At 47.5% G+C, this 17198-nt stretch carries 15 protein-coding genes, 3 tRNA genes and 1 riboswitch; of the genes, 5 read left to right on the forward strand and 13 right to left on the reverse strand.

Features of this window, described 5'->3' with window-relative positions:
• Positions 1-101: 101 nt before the first annotated feature.
• The 3 genes from PPHA_RS08785 to thiC all read left to right on the forward strand — a co-directional run bounded on the left by PPHA_RS08785 (position 102) and on the right by thiC (position 4452).
• Positions 102-920: a PstS family phosphate ABC transporter substrate-binding protein gene (locus tag PPHA_RS08785; RefSeq protein WP_041526498.1), complete on the forward strand. Its 819-nt coding sequence runs from the start codon at positions 102-104 to the stop codon at positions 918-920.
• A gap of 189 nt (positions 921-1109) precedes the next feature.
• Positions 1110-2384, forward strand: a complete 1275-nt coding sequence (locus PPHA_RS08790; protein ID WP_223293890.1) for a pentapeptide repeat-containing protein — start codon at positions 1110-1112, stop codon at positions 2382-2384.
• A 243-nt stretch (positions 2385-2627) separates the two neighbouring features.
• A riboswitch (TPP riboswitch) is annotated at positions 2628-2749 on the forward strand.
• 68 nt (positions 2750-2817) lie between these two features.
• Entirely contained in the window at positions 2818-4452 is a 1635-nt protein-coding gene (gene thiC / locus PPHA_RS08795; RefSeq protein ID WP_012508497.1) for a phosphomethylpyrimidine synthase ThiC, read from the forward strand.
• A gap of 68 nt (positions 4453-4520) precedes the next feature.
• Here thiC and tpiA read toward each other — a convergent pair whose 3' ends face one another.
• The 5 genes from tpiA to trpE form a co-directional block, all read right to left on the reverse strand.
• A complete protein-coding gene (tpiA, locus tag PPHA_RS08800; RefSeq protein WP_012508498.1) occupies positions 4521-5276 on the reverse strand; it encodes a triose-phosphate isomerase in 756 nt (251 codons plus the stop codon).
• 10 nt (positions 5277-5286) lie between these two features.
• Positions 5287-5511, reverse strand: a complete 225-nt coding sequence (locus PPHA_RS08805) for a hypothetical protein (RefSeq protein ID WP_012508499.1) — start codon at positions 5509-5511, stop codon at positions 5287-5289.
• A gap of 33 nt (positions 5512-5544) precedes the next feature.
• Positions 5545-6024: a transcription elongation factor GreA gene (greA, locus tag PPHA_RS08810; protein ID WP_012508500.1), complete on the reverse strand. Its 480-nt coding sequence runs from the start codon at positions 6022-6024 to the stop codon at positions 5545-5547.
• Positions 6025-6188: 164 nt separating this feature from the next.
• Positions 6189-7706 carry a DegQ family serine endoprotease gene (locus PPHA_RS08815; RefSeq protein WP_041526499.1) on the reverse strand — a complete coding sequence of 506 codons (1518 nt, stop codon included), beginning with the start codon at positions 7704-7706 and terminating at the stop codon, positions 6189-6191.
• Between the two features lie 34 nt (positions 7707-7740).
• Entirely contained in the window at positions 7741-9237 is a 1497-nt protein-coding gene (gene trpE, locus PPHA_RS08820; protein WP_012508502.1) for an anthranilate synthase component I, read from the reverse strand.
• Between the two features lie 129 nt (positions 9238-9366).
• On the opposite strand from trpE, the gene PPHA_RS08825 reads away from it, so the two are divergent.
• Complete coding sequence (locus tag PPHA_RS08825; protein WP_012508503.1) at positions 9367-9795, forward strand: hypothetical protein; 429 nt, start codon at positions 9367-9369, stop codon at positions 9793-9795.
• Here PPHA_RS08825 and lepB read toward each other — a convergent pair.
• From lepB to PPHA_RS08865, 8 genes are all read right to left on the reverse strand, one after another.
• The gene (gene lepB, locus PPHA_RS08830; protein WP_012508504.1) at positions 9789-10619 is read right to left on the reverse strand and encodes a signal peptidase I; all 831 of its coding nucleotides are present in this window, start codon (positions 10617-10619) and stop codon (positions 9789-9791) included. The two genes, PPHA_RS08825 and lepB, sit on opposite strands and share 7 nt — an antisense overlap.
• 57 nt (positions 10620-10676) lie before the next feature.
• Positions 10677-12494 (reverse strand): translation elongation factor 4, encoded by a 1818-nt coding sequence (lepA, locus tag PPHA_RS08835; protein WP_012508505.1) that lies wholly within the window; start codon positions 12492-12494, stop codon positions 10677-10679.
• Between the two features lie 81 nt (positions 12495-12575).
• A complete protein-coding gene (gene fmt / locus PPHA_RS08840; protein ID WP_012508506.1) occupies positions 12576-13535 on the reverse strand; it encodes a methionyl-tRNA formyltransferase in 960 nt (319 codons plus the stop codon).
• A complete protein-coding gene (def, locus tag PPHA_RS08845) occupies positions 13532-14098 on the reverse strand; it encodes a peptide deformylase (protein WP_012508507.1) in 567 nt (188 codons plus the stop codon). The genes fmt and def overlap by 4 nt, the downstream gene beginning before the upstream one ends.
• Before the next feature lie 314 nt (positions 14099-14412).
• The gene (locus PPHA_RS08850; RefSeq protein WP_012508508.1) at positions 14413-14841 is read right to left on the reverse strand and encodes a response regulator; all 429 of its coding nucleotides are present in this window, start codon (positions 14839-14841) and stop codon (positions 14413-14415) included.
• 79 nt (positions 14842-14920) lie between these two features.
• A tRNA-Ser gene (locus PPHA_RS08855) sits at positions 14921-15010 on the reverse strand.
• A 12-nt stretch (positions 15011-15022) separates the two neighbouring features.
• Positions 15023-15105: transfer RNA gene (locus tag PPHA_RS08860), tRNA-Ser, on the reverse strand.
• Between the two features lie 89 nt (positions 15106-15194).
• Positions 15195-15285 (reverse strand) — tRNA-Ser (locus tag PPHA_RS08865).
• Between the two features lie 218 nt (positions 15286-15503).
• On the opposite strand from PPHA_RS08865, the gene guaB reads away from it, so the two are divergent.
• The gene (guaB, locus tag PPHA_RS08870; RefSeq protein WP_041526802.1) at positions 15504-16997 is read left to right on the forward strand and encodes an IMP dehydrogenase; all 1494 of its coding nucleotides are present in this window, start codon (positions 15504-15506) and stop codon (positions 16995-16997) included.
• Positions 16998-17198 lie beyond the last annotated feature (201 nt).

Consider the following 17198-nt stretch of genomic DNA (forward strand, 5'->3'; position numbering starts at 1 on the left):
TGCAAGGCCTCTCCTGCCGCTGAGGGAGAGCCTTGCGTAACCGGTTCATGATTAACCAAATTTTTCAGTTTATTCTTACTAACTCAATGATAACAATCACTATGAAACTTTTTAAAAAAATACTTTTAAGTGCGACTGTTTTCGGTCTCATGGCTTCAGGCACTGCACAGGCTGCTGGTAAAATCGTTATCGACGGTTCAACCACAGTAGGACCAATCGCCAAAGCCTTCGCCGATCACTATACCAAAACAACCGGTGTACAGGTATCCGTCAGTGAGTCGGGTTCAGGCAACGGCGCAAAAAGCCTGATCAACAAAACCTGTGACATCGCAACCATGTCAAGAGCAATGAAAGACCAGGAACTGGCTGCCGCCAGAAGCAAAGGCGTCAATCCCGTCGAACATGTCGTCGCGCTTGATGGTCTCTCAATTGTTGTGCATCCGAGCAATCGCATCAATGCGCTCACCAAAGCACAGATCCGCGGTATTTACATGGGCAAATACACCAACTGGAGCCAGGTTGGTGGACCAAATTCTGCAATCGTGATTATCCAGCGTGAATCGAACAGCGGTACTGCCGACACATTTAAAGAGCTCGTTATGGGCAAAGATAACCCGATTTCCAAGAGAGCAGAGACCCAGTCAAGCAACGGCGCCATCAAGAGCCGTGTAGCATCAACACCTTCTGCGATCAGCTATATCGGACTCGGTTTTGTTGACTCGTCGGTCAAGGCTGTTCTGGTTGATGGAATCGAAGCTGATGTCAAGACCGTCAAGAACAACACGTACCCGATCCATCGTCCGCTTTTCATGTACACCAATGGCCAGCCAACAGGCGCTGTCAAGCAGTTCATTGATCTGCCAAAAACTGCTGAAGGGAAACGCATCATCAGCGAGACCGGTTTTGTGAACGTCTATTAATAATCTCCTGTGATTGATCGCTGAGAGTTCCCATGTCATCAGCAGAAAAATCATCAATTGAGCAAAAGCAGTCCGGCGAGAGACTGCGTTTGCTCAATTGCGGGTTATATAGCCTCCCCTCTTCAATGTTCACTCTGACAAGAACAAAAAAAAACATCTCATCCCATGGACTGTAAAGCTCTGTGTTTCATGCTGCCTCTTCTGCTCAATACCGCTCTGGCTCCAGCGCTCTCATCAACCGCATCTGCCTCTGATGCAACACATCTCGAATTGCTTGAAGGCGGAGTAACATCATGGAATACCATGAGAGTTACGCACCCGGAATTAGTCCCCGACCTATCAGGAGCTGAACTGAAAGGCAAAAATTTGAGGGGTATTAATTTATATAATGCAAATCTTTCGGGCGCTATTCTCTCTATGTCGAATCTGAGTAACGCCAACCTCAGAAACGCTTCACTTGATGGAGCAAAAATGGATGGAACCATACTGATCAGGGCAAATCTTGACCACGCCATATTACGGGGAGCCAATCTTGAAAGTGCAGTGCTCGATGGAGCTCATCTCCATCAGGCTGTTCTTGTCAAAGCCATTCTTAAAAAAGCAGATTGCACAAATACCGATTTTTCAGAATCCGATCTTAAGGAAACCAACTTTCGTGAGGCTTCGCTCGTTAATGCCGATCTCAGCGGAGCAGATTTACGGGCAGCCTACCTTTGGCGAGCCAACCTCAACCGGGCAAAGATATCTGGTGTGAAGGTTTCAGAAAGCACCGTACTTGACAGCGGTAAATACGCCTCCCGGATGTGGGCAGAAAACCACCACTCGATTTTTGTTGAGGAACCGGCGCAACCCGTTTCCGCCAACCTGGTCAACTCCGTTTCAACAGAACAAGAGAGTCTGCAGGTCACTCTTCCCCGACAGTCAGAGGGCTCTGCCGTCCAGCAACAAGTCACGGGCAACACTCTGCCACAAAAAAATACTTCTGACTCAAAAAAGAGTTTTGCTCCCCGCAATATCTGGCAGCAGTCAGAGGCTCCGGTCAATGTCACTTTCGACAGGTCGCAACACGAGCAACTGAAAAGCAATGTGTTTGACTGGAACGAGATGAGAAAACAGAACAAGGATATCAGTGTGCAGCTCAAAGGAGCTTCATTTGATCACAAAAATCTTTCCTATGCCAATTTAAGTCATGCATCTCTCTTTAATGCAAGCTTCAAGGCAACCGATCTTGGCAACAGCGATCTTCGGTTTGCAGATTTAAGGGGGTGTAACTTCCGGGAAGCCAACCTGCAACAGGCCAATCTTGAAGGAGCAGATCTCAGGGGAGCCAATCTCTGGCGAGCAAACCTCAGCCGTAGCCGTCTGAACAACGCTGTTGTTTCCAGTTCAACCATACTTGACTCGGGTAAAATAGCCTCAGCAGAACTGGCTGCACACCGCGGTATGATATTTGTTGAACAATAGCACTCCAACAGACAATTCTACCTGATCAGTACAGCCGATTCACGATACACCTCAGGAAAAAGCTGCAACAATAACTGGATGTTATGGTGAAATAACCCAACATCATTAGAGGGGCTATACGTTTTCATAATGTGAAATCAGCCGGTATGTCGCAGAATGCCGAGGATGGTTTGTCGATATCGGAAGAAGCTGTTCCACACCTGATTTGTAAAATAGGGTGAATTTCAGTATCGTGAGCTTACATTCACATCTTGGGGGTGCTGAATTTTTTTCCTGTCCTGCTGGAGGAAAAAAAGAAGGCTGAGATCAAACCCTTATAACTTGATGCAGGTAATGCTGACGCAAGAAAAGATTATGATGGCGTTTTTTGTTCCTTTCTGCCATCCTTCTCCTTTCTGTTGTACTCCTCTGCCTGCCTGTTTAACCATCATCCATGACGAACGTTACTGAAAACATAACTTGTCCGGTGAAGCGCATTGAGTGCATCCCGCCAGAAAAAATTTACTCAAAGGGCACTATTTTCCCGCTTGAGGTGGGAATGAAAAGAGTGAAACTGAGTAAAACCTACTTCTGCAATGGCCAGGAATTCTCCTCCTTACCGCTCTATGATACCGGTGGACCCTATTCTGATCCCTCTGTCAGCATTGACCCTGAAAAGGGACTTCCGCCCATACGGAAGAGCTGGGGGTTTCAGCGCGATGAAAAAGCGGCTTCTTCCATAACTCAGATGCATTTTGCCCGAAAAGGGATCATTACCCCGGAAATGGAATATGTTTCGATCAGAGAGAACCAGCAACTGGAGGAGTGGATCAGCTCATTTTCGAGAGGTGGCGCAAAGGTTTCGCCGATAACGCCGGAGTTTGTCCGCCAGGAGATCGCTGAAGGGCGGGCCATCATTCCTGCCAACATCAACCATCCGGAGCTTGAACCGATGATTATTGGCCGGAAGTTCCGCGTCAAAATCAATGCCAATATCGGCAACTCCGCACTTGGTTCTTCGATTGAGGAAGAGGTGGAAAAGGCTGTCTGGTCATGCCGCTGGGGGGCTGATACCGTCATGGATCTCAGCACGGGCGCCAATATCCATCAAACACGCGAGTGGATTCTGAGAAACTCCCCTGTTCCGATCGGAACGGTTCCTATGTATCAGGCTCTTGAGAAGGCCGGGGGCAAAGCTGAAGCGCTGACATGGGAACTCTACCGCGACACGCTGATTGAACAGGCGGAACAGGGTGTTGACTACTTTACCATTCATGCCGGTATTCTGCTTGAGCATCTTCCCTTTGCTGAAAAACGGTTAACCGGTATTGTATCACGGGGTGGCTCAATCATGGCAAAGTGGTGCAAGTACCATAAAGAGGAGAACTTTCTCTATACCCGGTTTGAAGAGATCTGCAAGATTCTGCAACGATATGACATCGCCGTTTCGCTTGGTGATGCCCTGCGTCCCGGCTCGATCATTGACGCCAACGACGAGGCACAGTTTGGTGAACTCAAGGTGCTCGGAGAACTGACTAAAGTTGCATGGAAATATGAGGTACAGGTGATGATTGAGGGCCCAGGGCACGTTCCGCTGCACATGATCAGGGAGAACATGGATAAAGAGCTTGCGTATTGCCACGAAGCTCCCTTCTATACGCTTGGACCGCTGATTACCGATATTGCCGCCGGGTATGACCATATCAATTCAGCCATCGGTGGAGCGCTTATCGCCAGCTTTGGCTGTTCGATGCTCTGTTATGTCACCCCAAAGGAGCATCTTGGCCTGCCTGACCGTAATGATGTGCGTGAAGGGGTTATTGCCCACAAGGTTGCTGCGCATGGCGCCGATCTGGCAAAAGGTAATCCTGTTTCCTGGCTCCAGGATGAACTGATGAGCAGGGCAAGATATTCATTTGCATGGGAAGATCAGTTCAACCTTTCGCTTGACCCGGAGAAAATCCGTGCAGTGCATGCGCAAAGCATGGCTGCAAGAGGCCATACCGAAAAGAACCCTCATTTCTGCACCATGTGCGGACCTGATTTCTGTTCAATGAAAAAGTCGAAGGAGGCTGCGGAGCAGGAGTAACATCAATGGCGAACGGATAATTGACAGTGACAGTAAACGCCACTGTCAATTGATCACATACAAATAAGTTAAACGGAAGCAGCTTTAACGATTGCGGCAAAATCATCTGCATTGAGGCTCGCTCCTCCAATCAAACCACCATCGATGTTCGGCATGGCAAAGAGTTCGGCCGCATTTGAAGGCTTGACACTTCCACCATACTGGATACGAACTTTCTCTGAGGCTGTCTGACCATAAAGTCCAGTGACAAGTGTGCGAATAAAGAGATGCACCTCTTCAGCCTGTGCTGAACTTGCTGTTTTTCCGGTACCAATAGCCCAGACTGGCTCATAGGCAATGACAATGGCACTGATATCGATGATACCGTCGAGCCCTTCCCTGACCTGTGAAGAGATAACAGTTTCCATGACGCCTGATTCGCGTTCTGCAAGTGTTTCACCAACACAGAGGATAACGTTCAGCCCTTCCGACAAGGCCTTTTTTATCCTGAGATTTACCGTAGCATTTGTTTCGCCGAAATACTGACGACGCTCGGAATGGCCGATAATAACGGAAGAACAGCCAACAGCAAGGATCATTCTGGCCGATACCTCTCCGGTAAATGCGCCATCATTTTCATAATGGCAGTTCTGGGCAACAAGCTGAACTTCACTCTCTGCAATCACCTTTTCTGTAGCATCAAGGGCAAGATAGGTCGGCGCTATACCAACCTCACAGCCCGAAAAACCCTCACCAAGTGCTGCAAGCACATCCGTTGCAAGCTGCACCGATTCGGCAACACTGTTGTTCATTTTCCAGTTCCCAACTACAATTTTTCTGCGCATATCTTCTTTTTTAATAATCCGTTTTTATTTCACAGTATATCTGATCGATCTGATTAATGGCAAAGCGGTGCTTTCCTGAACGGGCATCCTTGAGTTCCACTTCGCTGCTGCCGACAGTAGTGATTGTGCCGTGCCACACTCTCGCTTCGTTGGTGACCAGGTTGACTTCGCGATTCAACAGATCCTGATTTCCCCCGATCCTGTCCTGACGATAAATGATTTGACGTTTCCCCATGGGAGAGCTGATTTAACTGGTTTTTGGTTGGCCCTATTTAACAAAAATCTCTAATATCTCATAGTGAAGTTCACCTTTGGGGACGACTATCTGAACTTTTTCGCCTACAGCTTTTCCGATCAATGCTCTTCCTACCGGGGATCGGACAGAGATTTTGCCTGAATCGGTGTCGGCCTCTTCTGATGATACCAGCGTATATTCGATGATTTCATCAGGAGTATCAAGATTTTTCAACTTTACGGAAGTAAGAATATAAACCTTGTCGGTCTTGATCTGTTTTGGGTCAAGAATCGTTGCCGATGCCAGTTTGTTTTCAAGATCTGCAATACGCGCTTCGGTATGAGACTGCTCTTCTCGGGCCGCATCATACTCTGCGTTCTCGCTGAGATCACCATGAGCCCTCGCTTCAGCAATTTTTTCCAGAACTTCCCTTCTGGTTTGATGAACCAGCACGTATAATTCCTCTTTCAGCCGGTTATACCCATCACTTGTCAGGTAAATTCTGTCAGTCATCTCTGGTTGCTGTTTTTGTTGAAAAAAAAGAAAATAACTCCATAAGCGCAATTCGCCGGGGCAAACGGACAGGATTGATAAACAAAAAAAAGTAAAGTCAGTTGCTCACCACTGACTTTACTCCAAAGCAATGTACAACTCTTAATCTTTCAGGCAAAACAAGTTTACACATTAAACGCAAAATATATTTTATTGCCCTTCCTTTCTACCAGCAGAAAAAGAAGATCTCCGCTTTTGATGTTTTTGATAAGAGCACTATACCCGGCAAACGAGTTCACACTCTGACGGTTGAGGGTAAGTATAATATCGCCGACGCGCAATCCGGCAAGGTAGGCATTGGATGCAGGATCAAGAGCTGTAAGTACAACCTTGCCAGAGCCGGGCACCAGGTTCAATTTCTGTGCCAGCCTTGCTGTAAGCTCCTCGGCCTTAAAACCGAGTACCGCAGGAATTTTTTCCTGTTCTTCTGTCATGGCTGAAGCCACACCCCTGGCGGGCTGTTCTTCAAGACGGGCCTGAAAAAGCATGATCGTTCCGTTCCTGAGCACCCGAAACTTGACCATCGATCCGGGTAACTGACTGGAGATGGCATTACGCAGTTCAATACTGCCTGTAACCTTTTGATCGTTGATATCAAGGATAACATCGCCGGTTTTGATACCAATCTTTGCCGCAGGTCCACCCTCGACAACCGTTCCTACAAGCGCCCCTTCTCCAGCCTTAAGGTGCATTGCTTTTGCAATATTTTCATCAATATCCTGGATACTGACGCCAAGATAACCTCGGGTAACTTTTCCGGTAGTAATGAGTGCGGTCATTACTTTTTGGGCCATGTTTGACGGAACGGCAAATCCTATACCATCAAATCCACCGGTTCGACTTGCTATAGCCGTATTGATGCCGACAAGCTCGCCGTTGATGTTGACAAGAGGGCCTCCGGAATTTCCCGGATTGATGGCCGCATCAGTCTGTATGAAGTCTTCATAATCGGCCAGCCCGACATTGGCCCGTCCTTTGGCACTGACGATACCCTGAGTAACCGTTCGTGCAAAATTTTCACCAAGTGGACTTCCTATGGCAATGACCCATTCGCCAACCCTGAGTTTGTCACTGTCGCCAATCAGGATTGGTTTCAGATTTTTTGCATTGACCTTGATAACAGCAAGATCGGTTTTGGAATCTTTTCCTATTACTTTGGCATCAATCTTCTTGTTATCGAAGGTGCGGATATAGACGGCATCGGCATTATCGATCACATGATTGTTGGTCAGAATATAACCGTCAGCCGTTACGACGACTCCCGATCCGATGCCCTGCAATACTTTTTTCTGGCCGTTGCGAGGGGCAATCTCCGGCATATCAAAAAAATCATCAAAGAAAGGCCTTCCCCAAAAACCAAACGGGGAGCCAATCCGCTGGTTTACCGTTTTTTCAGTGAAAATCGTCACTACTGAAGGGGTTGCCGACTCGGCAATCTGCACAAATGCCTCGTTAAAGCCTTTGAGTGACTGGATGGGATAATTCTCAATATTGTTTTTTGCCGTAGCAAAACTTGGACTGTTTGAAAAGCTCAACCCCCTGGAAGAGAGGCTAAACTCAACATTCGAAAAGACAAGTGCGCCTACGGCAATACCCGCAAAAACAAGAAGCAGGTATTTCATTATTGCTCGTTTCTTGCTCATCGGTTCTGTAAGGTTTTTTTGTTATGGTTCTGTTTTATGGTTCTGATAAAGCTTCGATATGTTCAACAGCGGTTAAACCTGCCTTCATTTTATTCATAGTCTCTTCATATTCGGATTCGGGTTTTGAATCGGCGACAATCCCGCCAGCCGCCTGAAAATAGATGGTATTGTCTTCAACCACCATTGTCCGGATAGCAATCGCCGTCGTGAGATTACCCTTGAAATCAAGAAATCCGACTGCGCCACCATACAGACCCCGTTTTTCCTTTTCGAGTTCATAAATGATCTCCATGGCACGAACCTTGGGTGCGCCTGTAAGAGTACCTGCCGGAAAACAGGACCAGAAAGCATCCATAGCGCCAAGTTCATCACGAAGCTCTCCACGAACGTTACTGACAATATGCATGACATGCGAATATTTTTCAATAACCATCATCTCATTGGTCTCGACTGTACCGATTTTAGCAATTCTGCCGATATCGTTCCGGCTCAAATCGATGAGCATCAAATGCTCCGCAAGCTCTTTTTCATCGGCCAGCAGTTCACGGGCGTTGCGTTCATCCTCTTCAAATGTACTGCCCCGGTGTCTTGTGCCTGCAATAGGACGGGTATCGACGATACGACGGCCATAGCTGTCGCGCTCAACCTTTACCAGCAATTCGGGCGATGAACCGACAATTTTGAACTCCTCCATATCAAAGTAATAGAGATATGGAGAGGGATTGATGGTTCTCAGCATCCGGTAAACATCAAAAGAGCGGGTATGGAGAGGACGACGGAGACGCTGTGAAATCTGTACCTGAAAAATATCTCCTGCCACAATGTACTCTTTCGCTTTCCCTACCTTCTGCAGGTACTCATCTCTTGTCGTATTGGAGAGTACTGGTTCCGGCCGCTCAGCCCCAAAGGTTATCTCTTCACGCCGAAGTGGTCGGAACATCTGTTCAGCGATCAGCTCTATTTTCTGCAATGCGAGAGGTTTGTCAATCTCGTCAAGGTAGTTGGAGACAATGAAGACCTTGCGCATAATATTATCAAAAACCACAAGTGTATCACAGAAAAGCAGAAAAATATCGGGCAACCCTGCCGGATCCGGACGCTCTGGCATTGGAATCTTTTCAACAAGGTGCATGGCATCATAACCGAAATAGCCAAAAACACCCGAGGTAATCATTTGGGGTGTACCATTCTTTTTTCTTGGTATCTCTCTGGTTTCAAACGCGGCAAGCAGGTGATCAATCTGCAGGCGTAGATTTGTCTCTGAACGACCAATTTCACGGAGAGCACTGAATTTTTCATCAAGAATCTCAATATCCGTTGGACCATCCACAAAACCTCTGAGGATAGCGACCGGGTCAATAGCTATATAGGAAAAGCGGGCAAGAAGCTCTTCACCCTCTACCGATTCAAGAAGGCATGAAAAAGGGCGCTGCAGTTTCAGATAAACTGAAACCGGCGTCTCGGTGTCGGCATGAACCTCCTTGAACAGCGGCTTGAGACAATAGGGAGCATGCCTTTGATTTTCTGGCATAAAAGCAGTGAGCTGAATTGGTTATTGTTTACCTTGTTAGCTGTACTGTGCAATAAAGAAAAATATTTTGTATCGTAAAGGAAAGTCCGATAATAACACTACGGAAGCGGACAAAACCGGGTAGTTACAATGGTGTGCCGATTTCCTGAAAAAATATTCGTTATCAACTGGCTGAAAGCTCTCATGCTCTCTCCCGGTATGCTTTTCCCTGCGGCATATTTTCTGATCTATCTTTCCACCAATATCTACCTGAATGCTGATTTCAAAAAGAACCTTTCACAAGCGGTAAACCAGGCAAGCGGCAACACCTTGCAGATCAGCATCAAATCACTGAAATCCGGCCTGGTGCTCGACTCGATCACACTCAATCAGATTGAATTCACCCCCATCATTCAAACCGGAAAAAAACGGCAAATCACCAATCATCCGATTACCATCAAAAAACTCGAAATAGAGTCCCCGGAGGTTGAAAAACTTCTTTTCAGCCGCAAAAAACGATTGTCATCAACGAAAATGCTCTGCGATAAAATTCTTGCTGCCGAGCATCTCATTCAATGAATGAGCAACCCTGGACGCGTCCATCGTATTGAGCTAACTTTACCGATGGGATCTGTAAGCAATGAAAGATCCGGGTCCCATGACCAATAAACCACCAACGCCTGACCGACAAGATCCTTTTCCGATAAAAAGCCCCAGAAACGACTGTCGAGACTATTGTCGCGATTATCACCCATTGCAAAATAGTAGTTGTCCTGAACGGTATACTTCTGAGCTGGAGAACCGTCAACAAAGACCTCCCTGCCCTGCAGACTCACATCATGTCCTTCATCGGCAACAAGCGAACTGTAAAGCGGATAGGTTGCCGCTGTCAGTTGCACGACATCTCCCTTGCGGGGAATGCGTATCGGGCCGTAGTTATCCTTGTTGAAGGTTGATGACTGTGGAAAAATCATATAATCACCCTCTCCTGCAGGAGCCTTGACTCCGATAAACTGTCCATGTTCCGGAAGAGGAACCGGTTTTCTGTTGATCGAAAGTTGCTGGTCATGAATCTCAAGGGTATCACCACTGATGGCAACACATCGCTTGATATAGTTCAGTGAACGATCTTTGGGAAACTTGAAAACAATAATATCGCCTCGTTCCACCTTGTCAACTCCAGGAAGCCGTATATCGGTAAAGGGCACTTTTGGCCCATAGACATATTTGTTCACAAAAAGAAAATCCCCTGCAAGCAGCGTATTCTCCATGGAGCCCGTTGGAATACGGTAAGATTCAACAACAAAAACACGAAGAACGGTCGCAAATATCGCAGCAATAACCAGAGCTTCAAACCACTCCCGTGAATGTTTTTTTTCCGGCTTACCTTTCTGAGTATTCAATGATCAGATCGTTTTGACTATTAATGAAAATTCTATCCACCAGATAAACTCTCTTGTCTATTCGTCAATATTGAGCAAGGCAAGGAAAGCCTCCTGAGGAACCTCTACCCTCCCAACCTGTTTCATCCTCTTTTTGCCCTCTTTCTGTTTTTCAAGAAGCTTGCGCTTTCGGCTGATGTCGCCACCATAACACTTGGCCAGAACATTTTTGCGCATCGCCGATATGGTTTCGCGCGATATCACCTTGCTGCCGATTGCCGCCTGTATGGCAACTTCATACATCTGTTTGGGAATAATCCCTTTCAGTTTCAGGCAAAGCTTCTTTCCCCAGTCATAGGCTTTAGAACGATGGACAACGATCGAGAGCGCATCGACCGTTTCGCCGTTCAGCAACACATCAAGCTTGACCAAATCAGAATCACGGTAGCCAATGTACTCGTAATCCATCGAGGCATAGCCTTTCGAAATTGATTTAAGGCGATCATGAAAATCAAAAACAATTTCGGCAAGCGGAAACTCAAAATGCATGATCACTCTTGTCGTGTCGAGATAATCGGTGTTCTTGTACTCGCCGCGACGCTCCATGCCAAGCTTCATGATATTGCCGATATAGTCGGCAAGTGTAATGATCTGCATGGTTACATAGGGCTCTTCAACGAGGTTTATGCGTCCGGTATCGGGCATCTTGGAGGGATTGTCAACAATGACAACCTCACCGTTGGTCATGACAACCCGGTACTCAACGTTGGGAACTGTGGTAATGATATTGACCCCATACTCTCGCTCGAGACGTTCCTGAATGATCTCCATATGGAGCAAGCCAAGAAATCCGCATCTGAACCCGAAACCGAGGGCAACGGAGGTTTCAGGCGTATAGAGCAGCGATGCGTCATTCAGGGCAAGTTTTTCGAGCGACTCGCGAAGATCCTCAAATTCGTTCGAGTTAATCGGATAGAGACCGCTGAAGACCATCGGCTTGACCTCCTTGTAACCCGAAAGACGCTCGTGTGCAGGATTGTCGGCAAGCGTGACCGTATCGCCAACCTTGGCATCCTTGACATCCTTGATGGAGCAGATCAAATAGCCGACATCTCCGGATTCAAGCAAAGATTTCGGCTGCCGTTTCATACTCATGGTGCCAATCTCTTCAGCAAAAAAGATCTTGTTGCTCGCAAAAAATTTTACTCTGTCACCCTTTTTGAGCGATCCCTCAACAATACGGAGATAGATAACCGCGCCACGATAGGAATCAAAAACCGAGTCAAAAATCAACGCCCGCAACGGCAGGTGATTGTTATCGGCAGGGGCCGGGATACGCTGGACAATCGCCTCAATAAGTTCTGGCACCCCGATACCGGCTTTGGCCGATACCTGGAGAATTTCCTCGCGTTTAATCCCAATCAGATCCATAACCTGACGAGCCACACCCTCAACATCAGATGAGGGGAGATCAATTTTATTGATAACCGGAATAATATCAAGGCCGGCATCAAGGGCGAGATAGAGGTTGGCAATGGTCTGGGCCTCTACTCCCTGAGTGGCATCAACAATAAGAAGAGCGCCTTCGCAGGCAGCAAGAGAACGTGATACCTCATAGCTGAAATCAACATGCCCCGGGGTGTCAATAAGGTTCAGAGTATACTCAAGGCCATCGGAGGCCCTGTATTTCATCTGGATGGCATGACTTTTTATGGTTATACCACGCTCACGCTCCAGATCCATATCATCAAGCACCTGTGCAGAAGCCATCTGGGTGCGGTCAAGCGTATGCGTTATTTCCAGCAGACGGTCAGCAAGGGTTGATTTTCCGTGATCGATATGTGCGATGATGCAGAAGTTCCTGATACGGTTGACTTCTGTACTGGACAATGCCATAAAATAAGCGTTTGATGCTGGTTATAAATTCAAGGTGAGCCAATATAATCAATTAATACGATTGTGACATCTCCCGACTCACTACTGGAGAAGCAATGGCCCGGCATCGGGGCGAAAACCTCTGAGAAATTCAGCAGCCTCCATTGGCTTGCGCCCTTCAAGCTGCAGCGAGAGCAGCTCAATCCAGCCATCGGAGCCTTTTGCACAGAGCCTCCCCTGATCGACATAAAGCGTGCCAGGAGATGCTGTGCAGAGGGTTTCAAGTGAGAGCTCTGCCGGAACGGCCCGGAATATCTTCATGGTTTTACCCTTGAAGGTAGTCCATGCCGCAGGCTTCAGGGCAAGACCCCTGATAAAATTATGCATATCTGCAACAGGCTGCGACCAGCAAATGCGCGTATTGTCACGAGTGAGCTTGGGCGCTCTTGAAGCGAGTGCTTCATCCTGGCCTGATACCACTACACTGCGGGAAGCAATCAGATGCACGGTATCAACAACAACTTGCGCGCCAATCAAGGCGAGGCGGCTGGCAAGATCGGTCGCATTTTCATTGGGCGCTATTGGCGTTCTTTCCTGCAAAATAATATTGCCCGTATCGACACGCTGCTGCAAAAAGAATGTCGTAACACCGGTTTCGCGCTCTCCCCTGATTATGGACCAATTGATGGGCGCAGCACCCCGATATGCCGGGAGCAGTGAGGCGTGAAGGTTAAAGGCACCGAGAGCGGCCTGCTCATAGATCGCAGGAGGCAGAATGCGAAAAGCGGCCACAACAATGACATCTGCCTTGCATGAGGCAACCGTATCCGCAAAATCCGGATGGGTGACATCATCAACCTCATAAACCGGAAGCGCAAGAGCCCGAGCGGCCACTTTGACCGGAGAGGGCTCCGCATCAGCATGTTTGCTGCGGCGCGGCTTGTCCGATCCGGTAACAACAAGCACAATCTCAAACGTGTCCTTCTCAGCCGCAAGAGCCTGCAACGAGGGAACAGCAAATTCCGGCGTCCCCATAAAAATAATCCGCGTCATAATACTCATGTGGGTTTTGCTATCGGAACAACTTCACGTTCAACAACAGGGTACTCTGTATCAACAATTCCTGAAGCCAAAGCAGTAAGCTCTTTCTGGATCTTTTTACGATCTCGTTTCTCCATCCTGTCGACAAAAAGAGTCCCGTCAAGATGATCAATCTCATGCTGAATCACTCTGGCAACCATACCGGAAAACTCACCAGTCCGCTCTGCAAAATGCTCGTCACGATATTTCAGAGTAATCGCCGCCGGGCGGACAACATAGCCCTGAACACCAGGAACACTCAGGCAGCCCTCTTCCATATCATTGTGGCCCCTGACCGAAAGAATATGAGGATTAATCACCACCATCGGTTTTTCATGCTCACACTTGCTCACACATGAGACGTCAAGCACCAGCAATCGAATCGACCGCCCGACCTGGGGCGCAGCCAAACCAATACCCGAAGCATTACGCATTGACTCGAACATGGAGGCTATCAGCTCTTCAATTGCACTGTCAACGCCCTTCAGTGGCTTTGCTTTCAATCGAAGAATATCGTCACTATAGATATTGATCGGTAAAATCATACTGTCTTTAATGTTAAAAGGGCATCAATACTCTGTAAACCAAAACAGAGAAGCACTCTCCTGCCCATCATATTTAATCTGTTTTATGGGAACAAGCTGTTAAGCAGACCACTTATGGAGAGTGAACCTCCATGAAGAACCTGCAAATTCAGCCTCGAACATCGCTATGAATATAAGTGACGAGCACCATAAAATAAGGCTCTTCCGCACAGATTCTCAATTTTTATCCGTTTTGAAGCCACTGCTCACCCCCACCACCTCCGGCATGGAATGCTCTGCTGCCTTACACCCACAAACTGAGTCCCTAAAATACCTCACACAGTTTTTGTCAGCAGGGACTCTGTATTCTCTCCGGCCTCATAACGGTAGAAGTGAATAGCGTCATTGATAACCTTTCTTAACGTTATCGGTTCAACCGGTTTTGTGATGAAACGAAAAATAGTGCGGGGATGAGAGGATTCTATAATCTTCCCAACACTTTCATGACCGGAAATAATAAGGGGAACAATTTCAGGATGACGCTGTTTGACCAGGTTTATGAGTTCCAGGCCGTTCATGTCCGGCATATTGAAATCTGAAATAACAATAGCAACATCATGGCATTCAAGCAACTCAAGAGCTTTTACTGTGGTTTCTGCGAAGAATTTCTGGTAAGGCTCTTTACGAAGAAAACGGTTTAAAGAACTGAGAATATCAGCTTCATCATCAACAAAAAGCACCACGATGTCAGAAAGATTCTTCATAGTGTCCCAATTTCAGTGCCGTCCCGCAACGGAAGTCAGATAGCAAAATGCACAAACCCCGCTTAAGCGGGGTTTGATGCGGAGAGGGAGGGATTCGAACCCTCGATAGCCCTATAAGAACTATGTCGGTTTAGCAAACCGGTGCCTTCAGCCGCTCGGCCACCTCTCCAGGGTGATGCTGCGGAGGATGAGGGACTCGAACCCCCATGGGCGTGAACCCGGCAGTTTTCAAGACTGCTGCCTTACCAATTAGGCAAATCCTCCATTATCTGCGAAAAGAACAGGACTGAAGATAGTAAATCCTTTCGAAAACTTTCAAAAAAAAAGGTTTACAAATTATTCAGCAATTTTCCTGGCGGAGAGGGAGGGATTCGAACCCTCGAGGGCTGTAACACCCTACCCGCTTTCCAGGCGAGCGCACTAGACCAACTATGCGACCTCTCCCCGATAATAAATGGCCTGTAATTTACATTCTATTTTTAATTTTCAAAACTATTCTCTTTCTGATGGGCTTTTTAACCCATTGCGTTATCAACCTTGCTCCTCCTTACCGCCTGTTTATCACAGGGTTGTTAATAGTGATTAACATTGTCATTCTTTGCTCACTTTTTGTAAATTGGCAAAATTGATTTTGCAGCAATCCCTTAATCCTGCCCATGCCCATGAAGAAGATTCTCTATGAAGCACTGACGTTTGACGATGTTCTTCTTATCCCGGCTTACTCCTGTATTCTTCCAAAGGAAACAACAACTGAAAGCCGACTCACCAAGACTATTACACTTAAGATACCGCTGGTAAGTGCAGCAATGGACACAGTGACAGAATCGGGGCTTGCTATTGCCCTGGCTCGTGCTGGTGGTATCGGTATTATCCACAAGAACCTGACTATTGAGACGCAGGCACGTGAAGTCGCCAAAGTTAAACGATATGAAAGCGGTATCATCCGTAATCCGTTTACCCTGTATGAAGATGCCACAATGCAGGATGCACTTGATCTCATGCTTCGCCACTCCATTTCAGGCATCCCGGTCATCGCACGCCCGGAATGTGAAGGCAGCTCAGACAGAAAACTTAAAGGCATCGTCACCAACAGGGATCTTCGCATCAAACCGGAGCCCGATGCAAAAATCAGAAACATCATGACCAGCAAGAACCTCATTACCGCTCGTGAGGATGTTGATCTTCAAAAAGCCGAAGAAATTCTGCTTTCCAACAAGATCGAAAAACTGCTCATTACCGATAGTGACGGAAACCTTAAAGGGTTGATTACCTTCAAGGATATTCAGCAACGGAAACAGTTCCCCAATGCGTGCAAAGACAATCAGGGGCACTTGAGGGTAGGCGCTGCTGTTGGTATCAGTGCCAATACACCTGAAAGGGTCAGAGCCCTGGTTGATGCGGGTGTCGATGTAGTTGCGGTTGATACCGCTCACGGTCACAGCAGGGCTGTGCTTGAAATGGTCAAGAGCATCAAGGGATCCTGGCCTGAGCTGCAGGTCATCGCTGGCAATGTTGCTACGTCTGAAGCGGTTAGAGACCTTATCGAAGCTGGCGCCGACTGCGTAAAAGTTGGTATCGGTCCTGGCAGTATCTGCACCACCCGCATTGTGGCCGGTGTCGGCATGCCTCAGTTGACTGCAATTATCAACTGTGCGGAGGAAGCGGCAAAAACCAATACACCAATCATTGCAGATGGTGGCGTCAAATACAGCGGCGATATTGCCAAAGCTCTCGCTGCAGGAGCAGATTCCGTCATGATTGGAAGTATTTTTGCCGGAACCGACGAAAGTCCGGGAGAGACGATTCTCTATGAGGGAAGGAAATTCAAAACCTATCGTGGCATGGGTTCTCTCGGAGCCATGTCGGAACCTGATGGAAGCAGCGACCGCTATTTCCAGGACGCGTCAAGTGAGTCGAAGAAATATGTGCCCGAGGGAATTGAGGGTCGTATCCCGGCAAAAGGGCTGCTTGATGAGGTAGTGTACCAGCTTATCGGAGGATTGAAATCGGCGATGGGTTACTGCGGAGTCTCCTGCATTGAGGAGCTGAAAACCAACACCCGTTTTGTACGCATCACCTCGGCTGGCCTCAGGGAGAGCCACCCGCATGATGTCAAGATCACCAAGGAAGCGCCGAATTATTCTACTTCGATGTAGAGAAAGCCAGAAATTTTCATCTTTGGAGAGGCTCCCAGCCTCTCCATCTGGCACACCCCTCTTTGTTTTACAGAAACTTTCTGTACCTTTACCGTATTCCTTTTTCGGAAAATACATCAATAGAGCAAGGGAACTTGTTGCTTGTTCATGGCTGGTTTAGAGTGATCGTTATAAACCGATAGCTTAGATCCTTGAACTTAA

Origin of the sequence: Pelodictyon phaeoclathratiforme BU-1, from assembly GCF_000020645.1 — a bacterium.
In the GTDB taxonomy this organism is placed as follows: Bacteria; Bacteroidota; Chlorobiia; order Chlorobiales; family Chlorobiaceae; genus Chlorobium; species Chlorobium phaeoclathratiforme.